The following is a 12,843-nucleotide window of genomic DNA, read 5'->3' on the forward strand; positions in this document are numbered from 1 at the left end:
GGTCGAAGCCCCGTCGCCCGTCCGGTTCGAAGGGGCCCCTCGTCTCGCCGTTTGCGTCGCCCGGTGGGTGTCTTCCGGGGCCGAACGGCCACGTTCATACCCCCCCGCCCACTACCGGGACCCAATGGACGGCCCGCTGTGGACCGAGACGCACGCCCCCGACCTCGCGGACCTCCCCCAGCCGGAGGTGCGCGAGCGGCTCGCCCGCGCGGTCGACGAGCCGATGAACCTCGTCGTGCAGGGCCCGCCCGGCGTCGGCAAGACCGCCGCGGTGCGGGCGCTCGCCCGCGAGACGCACGAGGACGCGGACAACGACCTGATCGAGATCAACGTCGCCGACTTCTTCGACCGCACGAAGAAGGAGATCCGCACCGACCCGCGCTTCGAGCCGTTCCTCCAGGGTCGGAGCCGCATGGCGAAACGCGACATGATCAACCGCGTGCTGAAGGAGTCGGCCGCCAACGCGCCGATGTCCGGCCGGTACAAGACGGTGCTCCTGGACAACGCCGAGGCGATCCGCGAGGACTTCCAGCAGGCGCTCCGGCGCGTGATGGAGCGGTACCACCGCACGACCCAGTTCGTCATCACGACGCGCCAGCCCTCGAAGCTCATCCCGCCGATCCGGTCGCGCTGCTTCCCCGTCCCGATGCGAGTGCCCACGACCGACGAGACGATCGGCGTCCTCGCGGACGTCTGCGAGGCCGAGTCGGTCGAGTACGACGACGACGGGCTGGAGTACGTCGCCAGCGCGGCCGACGGCGACCTCCGGAAGGCGGTGCTGTCGGCCCAGGCCACCGCCGTCGAGCACGACGAGGTGACGATGCAGGGCGCCTACGAGACGCTGAACGAGATCGGCACCGACGAGGAGGTGCTCTCGGCGCTGGATGCCGCCCGGGAGGGCGACCTGAAGGGGGCCCGGAGCACCCTCGACGACCTGCTCTCGGACGAGGGGTTCGAGGGGAACGACCTCCTCCGCGAACTGTGCCGCGTCGCCCGGTCGAAGTCCGACGCGTCGCCCGACGCCGTCGCGCGTCTCCACGCGCTCGCCGGCGAGGTCGACCTCGACCTCTCCGACGGCCTCGACGACCGCCTCCACCTCACCCACCTGCTCGCGGCGTGGGGTGCGGGTCGCCGGACGACCGAGCAACCGCTCCGCGGCGAGGCATGAGCGCGAGATTCGCCCCCGGCGCCTGGCGGTACGTCCTCCCACCGCTCCTGCTCGGCCTCCCGGTGCTCCTCATCGCCGCGCCGGTCGGCCTCGCGCTGGTCGCGCTCGCCGGCTTCCTCGCCTGGTTCTTCCGCGACCCCGAACGGACTCCCGCCGGCGAGGGCGTCGTCTCGCCGGCAGACGGCCGAGTCACGGTGCTACGCGAGGAGGGTGACCGCGTTCGCGTCGGGGTGTTCATGAGCCCGTTCGACGTCCACGTCAACCGCGCTCCGGTGAGCGGCGAGGTGACGCGGCTCGACCACCGCGGCGCCGCACACAAACCGGCGTTCTCGAAGGATTCCGTCCACAACGAGCGCGTCGAGTTCACGGTCGGCGACGTCGACGGGGCGCTCATCGCGGGCTGGTTCGCCCGCCGCATCTCCCCCTACGTTTCCCGTGGAGACGAGGTCGACCGCGGCGACCGGATCGGTCATATCGCGTTCGGCTCGCGGGCCGACGTGGTGTTGCCGTCGGGATACGACCTCGGTGACGTTCGCGTGCAGAAGGGCGAGAAGGTTCGTGCCGGCCGGTCGATCCTCGCACGCCCGGAGTGACCCGGGGCGGTTTTAGACCCCGTCGTCGTAGCGCCGCCCGTGCCCTCCTCTGTCCCACCCTGGCGCTACGGCGTCGCCCTGTTCCCGCTCGCCCCGCTCGCGTCGCTCGGCTCCACCGCCGGAACCCGGTTGTTCTTCGGCCTCTCGCTGAGGGGCCACGCCGGCGAGACGGAGGCGCTGGCGGCCGTCCTCGCGTTCCTCCTCTCGGCGGTCCTCTCGTGGGCGGGCGTCGTCGTCGCGCTCCTCGTCATCGCGGCGCTCGTCCTCGATGCGAGGGCGCTCCGCCGCGGGGATGCCGCCTTCTCCCCGCAGCCGGCGCTCGCCGCCCTTCTCGGTTTCGTCCACCTCGCCGCGTCGGCCCTTCCGCCGCTGTACGTTTTCTCGGTGCCGCCGCTCGGGTACTACACCTACCGCCGATTCGCGTGAAGGGCCACGGTCACCCGTAGTTCGGCCGCTCACCCGCGCTCCAGAACCAGTACGTGCCGAACCAGTGACCGGTGGACGCGACGCTCGAACGAGTCCGTCACCGTCCACCCGGCCGCTTCCGCCTCCGAGCGCCACGATCGGTCGGCCACCAGCACGCCGCGCGGCGCGACCCTCGCCGCCTCCGAGAGCGCGCCCGCCACGAGGTCCTCAAGCCGGTGTCTGGCGATCTTGGACTGCCGGCCGTAGGGTGCGTCGAACACGACGCCGTCGACCGCGTCGTCCCGGATCCCCAGCTCGGTCGCGTCGCCGCGGACGAGTTCAAAGCCGTCGTCGAGGTACCGTGCGAGGTTCTCGCGGGCGCCCCGGACCATCTTCGGCTGGGCGTCGTTGCCGACGACGGCGCTGCCGACGAGGCCGGCCTCGATGAGGACCCCGCCGGTCCCGCACATGGGGTCGATAATCCGGGTTTCCGGGCCGGCGCCGGCGAGGTTCGCGTACGCCCGGGCGTCCATCGGCGCCATGCTCCCGGGCTGGAAGAACGGCCGGTCGGTCGGCTTGCGTGTCGAGAAGTCCCGGACCGACTCGGCGACGACCCAGCCGACGAGGCAGACGTCGCCCGCGAACAGCACCCGGAGGACGCGGTCCGGGTCGTCGAGGTCGACGGCGAAGCCGCGGTCGACGAGGGCCGCGCCGCACTCGCGCTCGGCCGCGCCGGTGCTCACGTCTGCCCCGTCGCGGACGACGCGGGCGCGGACCGCGACGGTCGGTTCCCGATCGGCGTCGGCCGCGTCGGGGTCGCCGCGTGGTCCCCCGAGGCTGGCCGCCTCGACGATGGCGCGAGCGCTCGCGATGTCGGCTTCCCCGCGTCCGAGCAGGTCGAGCGCGCGGCGGGTGTAGGCGAGGCCGCGGACCCGTTCCCGGTCGACCGCGTCCGCGACGGCGAGGCCGGGGGCGACCACGTCCACGTCGCTCGCGGTGGTCGCCGCCTCGCGGGCCGCGAAGGCGTCCTCCTCGCCGGCGAGTTCGAGGCCGTACACGGGCGGCACGTCGCGGGCGTCGGGTATCAACCCCGCGACTCGCCCGCCTCCGCCGACATCGAGAGCGCCCTGTCGTGCCGGTGTCCGGTGGCGGTACTACTTTAAGCCTTAAATACGTCGCTTAAAGCGAGAGATGGCCGACGCAAAGGAGTCGATACACATCGAGAACGTCGTCGCGTCGACGGGAATCGGGCAGGAACTCGACCTCCAGACGGTGGCGATGGACCTCGAAGGGGCGGACTACGACCCAGAACAGTTTCCCGGGCTGGTGTACCGGACGCAGAACCCGAAGAGCGCCGCGCTCATCTTCCGCTCGGGCAAGATCGTCTGTACCGGGGCGAAATCGACCGACGCGGTCCACGAGGCGCTCCACCTCGTGTTCGACGAGCTGCGCGCGCTCGACATTCCCATCGAGGACGAGCCGGAGATCACCGTCCAGAACATCGTCACCTCGGCGGATCTCGGCGCCTCGCTCAACCTCAACGCGATCGCCATCGGCCTCGGCCTCGAGAACATCGAGTACGAGCCGGAGCAGTTCCCCGGGCTGGTGTACCGCCTCGGCGAACCCGACGTCGTGGCGCTGCTGTTCGGCTCGGGCAAGCTCGTGATCACCGGCGGGAAGGAGCCTGTCGACGCGGAGGAGGCCGTAGACGTCATCACCGAACGGCTCTCGGACCTCGGCCTGCTCGGCTGACGGGATGCTCCTACAGACCTCGCCGGGCCGGGTCGTCGCCGGGTTCCTCCTCATCGCCCTCCTCTCCACGTTCATCGCCAACACAGCCGCCTACTTCGTGATGGGCGACGCCGCGGAGCTCCGCCGGGCCGTGCTCCCGGGGATTGCGATGGCGGGCGTCGGCCTCACCGCCGCCGTCCTGCCCGTCGCCGCCGTCATCGCGCTCGCGCTCGCCGTCGACTTCGTCGCCGTCTCGCTCGCCTACGAGTTGAACCGCCGCGGGACGGCGCTGGTGACCGCGATGCACTACACGCTCACCGTCGTCGTTGCCCTGTTCGCGAACTACTCGCTCGCGCTGTACCAGGACGCCCCGCTGTGACCGGCGCGCCCGACTCCCCCGGCCCGTCGGACCGTCCCGATCGGTCGGCCCGGTTCCCCCGACTCCGCCGGTTCGTCTGGATCGCCGACGAGCGCCGCCCGACCGCGCCGCTCCGCCTGCTCGCCGCGCTGATCGTCGTGGGGATCCTCGCGGTCGGCACGTCGTTCCTCCTCCTGGTCCTCCCCCTCTCGGGCGTCGCGTTCACCGTCGTCGCCGGCCTCGCGGTGCCGGTCGCCGTCACACTCGCCGTGCTACTCGTGGCCCGGTTCGTCGACCGACGCAGGCTCTCGGACCTCGGCCTCCGTCGGGAACGGGGCTGGCTCGCGGACCTCGGCTTCGGCCTCGTGCTCGGCGTCGGCCTCCAGGCGCTCGTCGCGGTCGTGGGCCTCGCTGCCGGCTGGTACCGGCTCGCCGGGGTGCTCGTCGGTCCGCCGATCGGCCTGCTGACGACGCTCGCGCTGTTCGTCGGGGTCGGGGTGTACGAGGAGCTCCTGATCAGGGGCTACCTGCTCACGAACCTCGGCGAGTGGTTCGGGCGCCACGCCGGGTCGATCCGCGCGGCCGCCCTCGCCCTGCTCGCCTCCAGCGGCGTGTTCGGTGCGGCCCACCTCGCCAACCCCGGTTCGACGGCCGTCTCGACGCTCGGCATCACGTTCGCGGGGGTCTTCCTCGGCCTCGGCTACCTGCTCACCGGGCGGCTCTCCCTGCCGATCGGCGTCCACATCTCGTGGAACTACGCGCAGGGGAGCGTGTTCGGCTTCCCCGTCAGCGGGCTGAACGTGGAGTCGAGCCTGCTCGCGCTGGAACCGACCGGCCCCCGTGTGGTCACCGGCGGCTCGTTCGGCCCCGAGGCCGGCTTGCTCGGCACGCTCGCGCTCTGCGTCGGCATCGCGGCGACGGTCCTGTGGGTCCGGTGGCGCGGTGGGCGGGGGCTGGACGGTCGGGTGCTGACGCTCGACCGCCGCTGATCGGTTGGCCGGTCGGCCGACACGGACCGCAGAAACTCGTTACTTCGTCCGTCTACTCCACGAGCCGCTCGATCTCGGTGACCAGGATGTCGCTCGCGCCGACCGACTTCAGGTCCGAGATAACGCCGAACACGTCGCGCTCGTCGACGACGACGTGGACCGCGACGTGGTCCTCCTCGCCGTCCGCCACGTCCATCACGGTCGGCCCGCCCATGCCCGGGATGACGTCCTTCACGTCCTCCAGCCGGTCGCTCGGGGCGTTCATCATCAGGTAGCGCTTCCCGTCGGCGGCGATTACCGACGAGAAGGCGGTCTCCACCTCGCCGACCTTCGGGTCGTCGACCACGTCGGGGCGGGCGAACAGGCGGACGGAGGAGGCCAGCACCTCGTCGACGACCGCGAGCCGGTTCACCTGTAGCGTCGTGCCCGTGGAGGTGATGTCCACGATGGCGTCGGCCATCTCCACGTGCGGGGTGAGTTCGGTGGCGCCCGTCACCTCGACGACCTCCGCGTCGATGCCGCGCTCGGCGAGGTAGTCGCGGGTGATTCGCGGGAACTCGGTCGCGACGGTCCTGCCCGCCACGTCGCCGGGTTCGGTGATGTCGCCGTCCTCGGGCGCCGCGAGCACGAGTCGGCAGCGACCGAAGCCGAGGTCGAGCAGGTCCGCGAGGTCCTGCCCGGACTCGCGCGCCTGGTCGAGCCCCGTGACCCCGAGGTCGGCGGCGCCGTCGGCGACGTACTCGGGGATGTCGGCGGCGCGCGCGAACAGCACGGAGACGTCGGGGTCGACGGTGTCGGCGTACAGCTGTCGGTCGGCGGTCTCCTCCACGTGCAGGCCGGCCCGTTCGAGGAGGTCCATCGTCGGCTCGTGCAGGCGCCCCTTGTTGGGCACGGCGATGCGCATGGGCGAGTCGAGGGCGTCGGTCGGGAACTGTCTTTCCCTCCTAGCGGAACGCATTTGCCCGATCGCTCTGTGCCCCCGGTGTGCTCGCCCTCCACCGGTTCCCGCCCTCCGTCGTCCTCCAGTCCGGCTCGACGGCCGAAGCCCCCGCGCTCGGGCCGCCACTCGCGGCCTGGGTCGTGCCCTGTCTCGTCGGCCTCGTCCTGGGTCTCGTCGGCGCCGCCATCGTCCGGCGACTGTCGAACCCGGTTGGGAAGTTCCGCCTGCTATACCTCGGCGTCGTCGCGCCGTTCGGGCTGTTCGCCTACGGCGTCCTCTCGCTGCTGGACTTCGGGGCGGCGTTGCGTGCCCCGCTGGTCGGCCCCGGCTCCGGACCGCTCCGCGTCGTCCTCGCCGACTTCCTCACGATGCTCGCGGCCGGCATCGTCGGGTTGGCCGTCTACGCACCGACGGTGCGCGCCGTGAGTGACGCCCGCGACATCGACCTTGGAACCCGGGGGAGCCTGGCGACGATGGCGCGCTACCTCCTCGGCCTCAGCCTGCTGTTCGCGCTCGCGTTCGCACCGTTCCGTCTCGGCGGGGCCGACTCCCCACTCGCCGTCGCTGCCGGCCTCCTCGTCCTGGTCGGTGTCCTCGTCGCCGCCTCGCCGTGGCTCGTCGCTGTACTCCGGTCGACGAGCCGCCCCACCGGTGCCGACGCCGACCGCCTCGCCGCCCTCCGGGATCGCGCCGGCCTCGACGTCCGGGACGTCCGCGTGCTCGACACCGACGACAAGGAGACCGCGAGCGCGCTCGTCCGCGGGCCGCCGGGCTACCGCCGGCTGTTCGTCACGAGCACGTTCCTCGACGCGTTCGACGACGACGCGGCGACCGCCCTGCTCGCGGTCCAGGCCGGGCGGGTGCGATCGCGCGTTCTCGTCCGTCGGTTCTGCGCGCTCGTGGGCGCCGTGTTTCCGCTCGTGGCTGCGCTGTCTGGTTGGGGACCACGGTGGCCCCTGCTCATCGCAGCGGCCCTCGCGCTCGTCGGCGGGCTCTGGCTCGCCCGTCGGGCATCCTCGCGGCCGACGACCACGCCGTCGATCGGGTCGGCGCGGACGCCCTGGCCGACGCGTTCGAGCGATACGCCGCGTTCCACAACCTCGAACCGTCGCGCCGCCGTGTGCCGAATCCGCTCTCGGTGAAGGTCCCGCTCGGCGACCGCATCGACCGAATCCGGGACCGGGCGGGCGGCGGTGCCGGCGGGGACGAAGGGGATGACGGCACCGGCGGCGGAACCGGGGAGGACGGGACACCGACTCCTTCGACGGATTGAGGGTTCGGCGCTGCGCAGGCCGGGACATGAGCACCCTCGCAGTCGCGGGCGGACGCGTCCTCCTCCCGCACCGAGACGACGAAACGAGGTCGTCTCGGGCATCTGACCACTCCATCGCCGAGGCCGACGTACTGGTCGACGCCGACTCCGGCGAAGTTCTTGATGTCGGCCCGGACCTCGTCGACTCGGCCGACGAGACGCTGGACGCCTCGGGCGGCCTCGTGATTCCCGGCCTCGTGAACGCCCACGGGCACGCGGCGATGACGCTCCTGCGCGGCTACGCCGACGACAAGCCGCTGGAGGCGTGGCTGCAGGAGGACATCTGGCCCGCCGAGGCCGAACTCGCCGCCGAGGACGTCGCCGCCGGCACCAGGCTCGCGGCCGTCGAGATGATCCGGAGCGGGACGACCGCGTTCGCGGACATGTACTTCCACGTCGGCGAGGTCGTCGAGGCTGTCCGGGAGGCCGGCCTCCGGGCGCGGGTCGGCCACGGCGTCGTCACCGTCGGCAAGGACGAGAAGGCGGCCCGAGCCGACTTCGCGGAGTCGCTGTCCGTGGCCGAGGAGTTCGACGGCGCCGCGGACGGCCGGGTTCGAACGGCAGTGATGCCCCACGCGCCCCACACCGTCGGCACCGAGTACTTCGAGGAGTTCGTCCCCCAGGCACGCGAGGCGGGCATCCCACTGCACTTCCACCTCAACGAGACCGAGGCCTACCTCGACCCAGTCGAGGAGGAGGCGGGGGTGCGACCGACCGAGTACGCCGACGACCTCGGCCTCCTCGCCGAGGACACCTGGGTCGCCCACGGCGTCCACCTCGACGCGGGGGAGATCGAGCGCCTCGCCGAGACCGGCACGACCGTGGCTCACTGCCCGGCGTCGAACATGAAGCTCGCGTCCGGGATGGCGCCCATCCAGGACCTGCTCGACGCCGGCGTGAACGTCGCGCTCGGCACCGACGGCGCGGCCTCGAACAACGACCTCGACATGTTCGACGAGCTGCGCGACGCGGCGATGCTCGGGAAGCTCGCCGCGGACGACGCGGAGGCGGTCGACGCCGACGCGGCGGTCCGGATGGCGACCGAGGGCGGCGCGGAGGCGCTGGGCTTCGATGCGGGCCGGATCGAGACGGGCGCGAAGGCCGACCTCGCGGTCGTGGACTTGGAGGCACCTCACCTGACGCCACAGCACGACCTGGTCTCGCACCTGGCCTACGCTGCTCGGGGGAGCGACGTTCGCCACACCGTGTGTGATGGCGAGGTATTGATGCGGGATCGGGAGGTGCTGACGCTGGACGAGGAGGCGGTTCGGGAGCGTGCCGAGGAGGCCGCGAGGGAGTTGGTGGCGCGGGCCGAGGGCTGACGCCGTCGGCCGCCGCGGTATCCCCGCCCGCCGAGATCGGTGCTACTGGTAGTGTCCGTCGCCAGTTATATAGGCGGAATGTGCGACCGGGAGGACGGATGCACAAACGGGAACTCACCGTCCATGGCCCCGCAGTAGACGAGTTGCCGGGAGCCCTCTACAGCGAGCTGAAAGCGGAGCGGAAGGGGAGCGTGGAACTGTACGAGGGGGACGGGTTCGACGTCGTCGTCGTGGAACGATACTACCTTCGAAACAACTCGGACCAGCAGGCGACGGTACTCCTCGACCGGCTGGACGAGGAGACGTCGCTGGTTACGATCCTCTCCGGCGGCGGCGGGGCCGGGCTGCTCCAGTTCAGTATGGGATCACACCAGGCGCAGGCGGGAAAGCTAGCGAACCGGATCGCTGAACTCTGCGAGTCCGAGGAGCTGTCGCTGCGCGTGACGGACTGACTCGAACGGTCGTCCGTACCAGCATCGGGCGTCTCCCGGCCCCATCAGCCCCGGTCCCCGAGTGGGTTACCCGCCCACACGTTGGCCCCGCCCGCACGTGTGAATGTGAATGCCATCGGGGCAGTCACACCGAGGTCCTCCTTCGGCGGCGTTAAGGCCCGACCACGTGAACCCACGTGATATGAGCGAAACGTCCTACGCGCCGGTCACCGAGCACCTCGACGACCCCGACGAAGCCGCGGAGGAGGGACGACGAAAGATGGACTGGGCGCTCCAGCACATGCCCATCCTCTCGAACCTCCGCGAGGACTACGAGGAGTCGAAACCCTTCGAGGGCCAGGTCATCGGCATGGCGATGCACGTCGAGGCGAAGACCGCGAACCTCGTCGAACTGCTCGCCGACGGCGGCGCCGAGGTCGCCATCACGGGCTGCAACCCGCTCTCGACCCACGACGACGTGAGCGCGGCGCTCGACGCGCACGACAACATCACCTCCTACGCGGTCCGCGAGGTCGACGACGAGGGCTACTACGCCGCCATCGAGTCGGTGCTCTCCCACGAGCCGACCCTCACCGTCGACGACGGGATGGACATGGTCGCGGCCGTCCACGAGGACTACCCCGAACTCATCGACTCCATCGTCGGCGGCTGCGAGGAGACGACGACGGGCGTCCACCGCCTGCGCGCGATGGACGCGGACGGGGCGCTCGAGTACCCCATCTTCGCCGTGAACGACACGCCGATGAAGCGCCTCTTCGACAACGTCCACGGCACCGGCGAGTCCTCGCTCGCGACCATCGCGATGACGACGAACCTCTCGTGGGCCGGCAAGACCGTCGTCGTCGCCGGCTACGGCTACTGCGGGAAGGGCGTCGCCAAGAAGGCGGCCGGCCAGAACGCGAACGTCGTCGTCACCGAGGTCGAACCCCGCCGGGCGCTCGAGGCGCACATGGAGGGCTACGAGGTGCTGCCGATGGCCGAGGCCGCCGCGGAGGCCGACGTGGTGCTCACGACGACCGGCAACCGCGACGTGGTCACGCGCGAGCACTTCGAGGTCATGCCCGACGGCGTCCTGCTGGCCAACGCGGGCCACTTCGACATCGAGGTGAACCTCGACGACCTCGACGACCTGGCAGTGGACCGCTACGAGGCGCGCGACGGCGTCGAGGCGTACGAGCTGCCCGACGGTCGCCGGCTGAACGTGCTCGCCGAGGGGCGACTCGTCAACCTCGCGGCGCCCATCGCGCTCGGCCACCCGGTCGAGGTGATGGACCAGAGCTTCGGCGTCCAGGCGGTCTGCGTCCGCGAACTGGTGGAGCACGGCGACGACTACGAGGCCGGCGTCCACGAGGTGCCGGACGACCTCGACCGCGAGGTCGCGGAGATCAAACTGGCGGCCGAGGGCGTCGCGTACGACGAACTCACCGACGAACAGCGCGAGTACATGGGCTCCTGGCAGCACGGGACCTGATCGGACCGACTCCACGTCGGCCCCGCCCCGCCGGTACTCGGCCGGTTCGTTCCTCCACCCTAGCGGGCCACCACCGTCTTGTGATGCCGGTCACCAGTTACGACCATGAACGCCGCCGTCATCGCCGTCAGGCTCCTCGCCGGGGTCGCGCTCATCCTGGCGAACGGCTTCTTCGTCGCCATCGAGTTCGCGCTGACCCGGGTCCGACAGTACCCCGAATCCGAGTTCGACGCGCCGGGGCTCCGCCGGGCGTGGGAGATGACCAACGACCTGGAGATCTACCTCACGACCTGCCAGGTCGGTATCACCGCCTCCTCCATCGCGGTCGGCATCGTCGCCGAACCGGCGCTGGCGGCCATCTTCGAGCCCTACCTCGCGAACACGTTCTGGGCGTCCGTCGGCGCCGGCGGCATCATCGCGTTCCTCATCATCAACCTCGTCCACCTCACCCACGGGGAGCAGACGCCGACGTACCTCGGCGTCGAGCGGACGAAGTTCGTCTGTCGGTACGGTGCGACGCCGCTGTACTACTTCGCGAAGCTCCTCTACCCCGTGATGTGGGTCGGCGACCACATCGCGAAGTGGACGCTCGCCCTCTTCGGCGTGGAGATGACCGGCGCGTGGCTCGAGGCGGAGGAGGACCGGGTTGAGAGCCGAGCGCAGCTCCGAAACCGGCTCGACACGCTCCTCGAGAAGGGCGACCTCTCCCGGGAGCGTCACGAGGAGGTGCTGAACGCGCTCACCGCCGGGGAGCGCCCGGTCGTGGACGTGATGGTCGACGTCGACGACGTGGTGTTCCTCTCGACGACCGCCTCCGCCGAGGAGAACTTCGAGCGGCTGGCGTCCTCGCCGCACACTCGCTACCCGATCGTCGGCGAGGAGCCCGAGGAGTTCGTCGGCATCGTGTACGTCCCGACGGTCCTCGACGCCGTTGACGAACTGCGGGCCGGGGAGACGACCCTGGAGGAGCTCGCCGCGTCGCCGATGACGCTCTCGCCGGACACGACCGTCAGCGACGCCGTCGATCAGTTCCAGGACGAACGGCAGGAACTCGCGCTCGTGGTCGCCGAGGGTCAGGTGGTCGGCCTGCTCACGGCCACCGACGCGTTCGAGGCGGTGATGGGACAGATGGAGGACCCGCTCGACGACGGGGCGCCGACGAGCGGTCGGGCGACCGGGGCCTGACCCGGGAACCGCGTCGTGGACCGGTCGGAATCAGTGGGGCCGGTGGAGGACGGTGAAGGCCGGTGGGGAACGGTCGGGACTCCCCGGCACGGTCCCTCGTCAGCTCGTGCGGACGACGTAGCCGTACTTCAGGAGCGCGACGAACACCGCGCCGCCGACGGCGTTGCCGGCGGTCGTCAGGACCATGAACCGGAGGTACTCGGGGATGCTGACATCCGCTGGGGAGAACACCGCCATCAGTACCTCGACGTTGCCGGCGATCGAGTGAGGGAGGTGTGCGAACCCGATGGCGCCGGTGATGACGACGACGGCCGTGAACCGTGCCAGCGAGGAGTCCGCGGCGGCGACGAGCCACGCGACCAGCCCCATCAGCCAGCCGGCCAGGACGGCGCCGCCGAGGAGCGCCATCGCCGTCTGCTTGATGAACGGCTCGGCGAAGTCCTCGAACGCGGCGACCTCGGCGAGGCCGTACTCGGGCGCGAACCAGACCGCGAAGGCGGCGAAGGCGGCGCCGCCGATCACGTTCCCCGCGAACACGAGCCCCCAGAGGAGGCCCAGGTCGTCCAGCCCGGCCTCGCCGTCGAGGACGGGAAGCACGGCGAGCGACGTGTGCTCGGTGAACAGCTGGGTCCCGCCGAGGATGACGAGCACGAACCCGAACGCGTAGGCGAACGAGGTGAGCAGCCGGGTCGTCGGCTCCGCGTACACGTCCGTCGTGAGCGTGAGCGTCGCGGCTACGAGCAGCGGGCCGAAGCCGATGTCGAGGCCGGCCGAGAGTCCCGAGAGGAACAGCGACGAGTTCGGACGCTCCATCTCGTGGACGCCGGTCTCGACGAGCCGTCCGACGATGGTCCGATCGGCGACGCGTTCCTCGCTCGCGACGGCCCCTTCCGCGTCGTCCATGGCCGCCCGTTCGG

At 71.1% G+C, this 12,843-nt stretch carries 15 protein-coding genes; 12 read left to right on the forward strand and 3 right to left on the reverse strand.

Going from position 1 to position 12,843, the window contains the following annotated elements; all coding sequences use genetic code 11:
• Nucleotides 1-124: 124 nt before the first annotated feature.
• Genes HUG10_RS12410 through HUG10_RS12420 form a run of 3 tightly spaced genes read left to right on the forward strand, consistent with a single transcriptional unit; the run spans nucleotide 125 to nucleotide 2,187 of the window.
• On the forward strand, nucleotides 125-1,168 hold the full coding sequence (locus tag HUG10_RS12410; protein ID WP_179169873.1) for an AAA family ATPase: 1,044 nt from the start codon (nucleotides 125-127) through the stop codon (nucleotides 1,166-1,168).
• On the forward strand, nucleotides 1,165-1,761 hold the full coding sequence (locus HUG10_RS12415) for a protein sorting system archaetidylserine decarboxylase (protein WP_179169874.1): 597 nt from the start codon (nucleotides 1,165-1,167) through the stop codon (nucleotides 1,759-1,761). The genes HUG10_RS12410 and HUG10_RS12415 overlap by 4 nt, the downstream gene beginning before the upstream one ends.
• Nucleotides 1,762-1,800: 39 nt before the next feature.
• A complete protein-coding gene (locus tag HUG10_RS12420) occupies nucleotides 1,801-2,187 on the forward strand; it encodes a hypothetical protein (protein WP_179169875.1) in 387 nt (128 codons plus the stop codon).
• 29 nt (nucleotides 2,188-2,216) lie between these two features.
• Here the strand turns inward: HUG10_RS12420 and HUG10_RS12425 are convergent, their stop codons facing one another.
• Nucleotides 2,217-3,224, reverse strand: a complete 1,008-nt coding sequence (locus HUG10_RS12425; RefSeq protein WP_179171073.1) for a methyltransferase domain-containing protein — start codon at nucleotides 3,222-3,224, stop codon at nucleotides 2,217-2,219.
• A 133-nt stretch (nucleotides 3,225-3,357) separates the two neighbouring features.
• Here HUG10_RS12425 and HUG10_RS12430 point away from each other — a divergent pair, with 133 nt between their 5' ends.
• From HUG10_RS12430 to HUG10_RS12440, 3 genes are read left to right on the forward strand one after another with little or no spacing between them, the layout of a single operon-like run.
• Nucleotides 3,358-3,918, forward strand: coding sequence for a TATA-box-binding protein (locus HUG10_RS12430; RefSeq protein ID WP_179169876.1), 561 nt, complete (start codon nucleotides 3,358-3,360; stop codon nucleotides 3,916-3,918).
• 4 nt (nucleotides 3,919-3,922) lie between these two features.
• Complete coding sequence (locus tag HUG10_RS12435; RefSeq protein WP_179169877.1) at nucleotides 3,923-4,276, forward strand: DUF7473 family protein; 354 nt, start codon at nucleotides 3,923-3,925, stop codon at nucleotides 4,274-4,276.
• Nucleotides 4,273-5,244 (forward strand): CPBP family intramembrane glutamic endopeptidase, encoded by a 972-nt coding sequence (locus HUG10_RS12440; protein WP_179169878.1) that lies wholly within the window; start codon nucleotides 4,273-4,275, stop codon nucleotides 5,242-5,244. The genes HUG10_RS12435 and HUG10_RS12440 overlap by 4 nt, the downstream gene beginning before the upstream one ends.
• Nucleotides 5,245-5,296: 52 nt before the next feature.
• Here the strand turns inward: HUG10_RS12440 and hisG are convergent, their stop codons facing one another.
• Nucleotides 5,297-6,148, reverse strand: a complete 852-nt coding sequence (gene hisG / locus HUG10_RS12445) for an ATP phosphoribosyltransferase (RefSeq protein ID WP_179169879.1) — start codon at nucleotides 6,146-6,148, stop codon at nucleotides 5,297-5,299.
• An 80-nt stretch (nucleotides 6,149-6,228) separates the two neighbouring features.
• Between hisG and HUG10_RS12450 the strand changes: the two genes are divergently transcribed.
• The 6 genes from HUG10_RS12450 to HUG10_RS12470 all read left to right on the forward strand — a co-directional run bounded on the left by HUG10_RS12450 (nucleotide 6,229) and on the right by HUG10_RS12470 (nucleotide 11,926).
• Nucleotides 6,229-7,326 (forward strand): peptidase, encoded by a 1,098-nt coding sequence (locus HUG10_RS12450; protein WP_179169880.1) that lies wholly within the window; start codon nucleotides 6,229-6,231, stop codon nucleotides 7,324-7,326.
• Nucleotides 7,323-7,457 (forward strand): hypothetical protein, encoded by a 135-nt coding sequence (locus tag HUG10_RS22030; protein ID WP_281375644.1) that lies wholly within the window; start codon nucleotides 7,323-7,325, stop codon nucleotides 7,455-7,457. The genes HUG10_RS12450 and HUG10_RS22030 overlap by 4 nt, the downstream gene beginning before the upstream one ends.
• A 26-nt stretch (nucleotides 7,458-7,483) precedes the next feature.
• Nucleotides 7,484-8,818: an amidohydrolase gene (locus tag HUG10_RS12455; RefSeq protein WP_179169881.1), complete on the forward strand. Its 1,335-nt coding sequence runs from the start codon at nucleotides 7,484-7,486 to the stop codon at nucleotides 8,816-8,818.
• Between the two features lie 98 nt (nucleotides 8,819-8,916).
• Nucleotides 8,917-9,270: a hypothetical protein gene (locus HUG10_RS12460; protein WP_179169882.1), complete on the forward strand. Its 354-nt coding sequence runs from the start codon at nucleotides 8,917-8,919 to the stop codon at nucleotides 9,268-9,270.
• 181 nt (nucleotides 9,271-9,451) lie between these two features.
• Nucleotides 9,452-10,741: an adenosylhomocysteinase gene (locus HUG10_RS12465; RefSeq protein ID WP_179169883.1), complete on the forward strand. Its 1,290-nt coding sequence runs from the start codon at nucleotides 9,452-9,454 to the stop codon at nucleotides 10,739-10,741.
• A gap of 105 nt (nucleotides 10,742-10,846) precedes the next feature.
• Nucleotides 10,847-11,926 (forward strand): CNNM domain-containing protein, encoded by a 1,080-nt coding sequence (locus HUG10_RS12470; protein WP_179169884.1) that lies wholly within the window; start codon nucleotides 10,847-10,849, stop codon nucleotides 11,924-11,926.
• Nucleotides 11,927-12,025: 99 nt separating this feature from the next.
• On the opposite strand, the gene HUG10_RS12475 is transcribed toward HUG10_RS12470, so the two are convergent.
• Nucleotides 12,026-12,829, reverse strand: coding sequence for a formate/nitrite transporter family protein (locus tag HUG10_RS12475; RefSeq protein ID WP_179169885.1), 804 nt, complete (start codon nucleotides 12,827-12,829; stop codon nucleotides 12,026-12,028).
• Between the last annotated feature and the right edge of the window lie 14 nt (nucleotides 12,830-12,843).

It is taken from the genome of Halorarum halophilum, assembly GCF_013401515.1.
In the GTDB taxonomy this organism is placed as follows: Archaea; Halobacteriota; Halobacteria; order Halobacteriales; family Haloferacaceae; genus Halorarum; species Halorarum halophilum.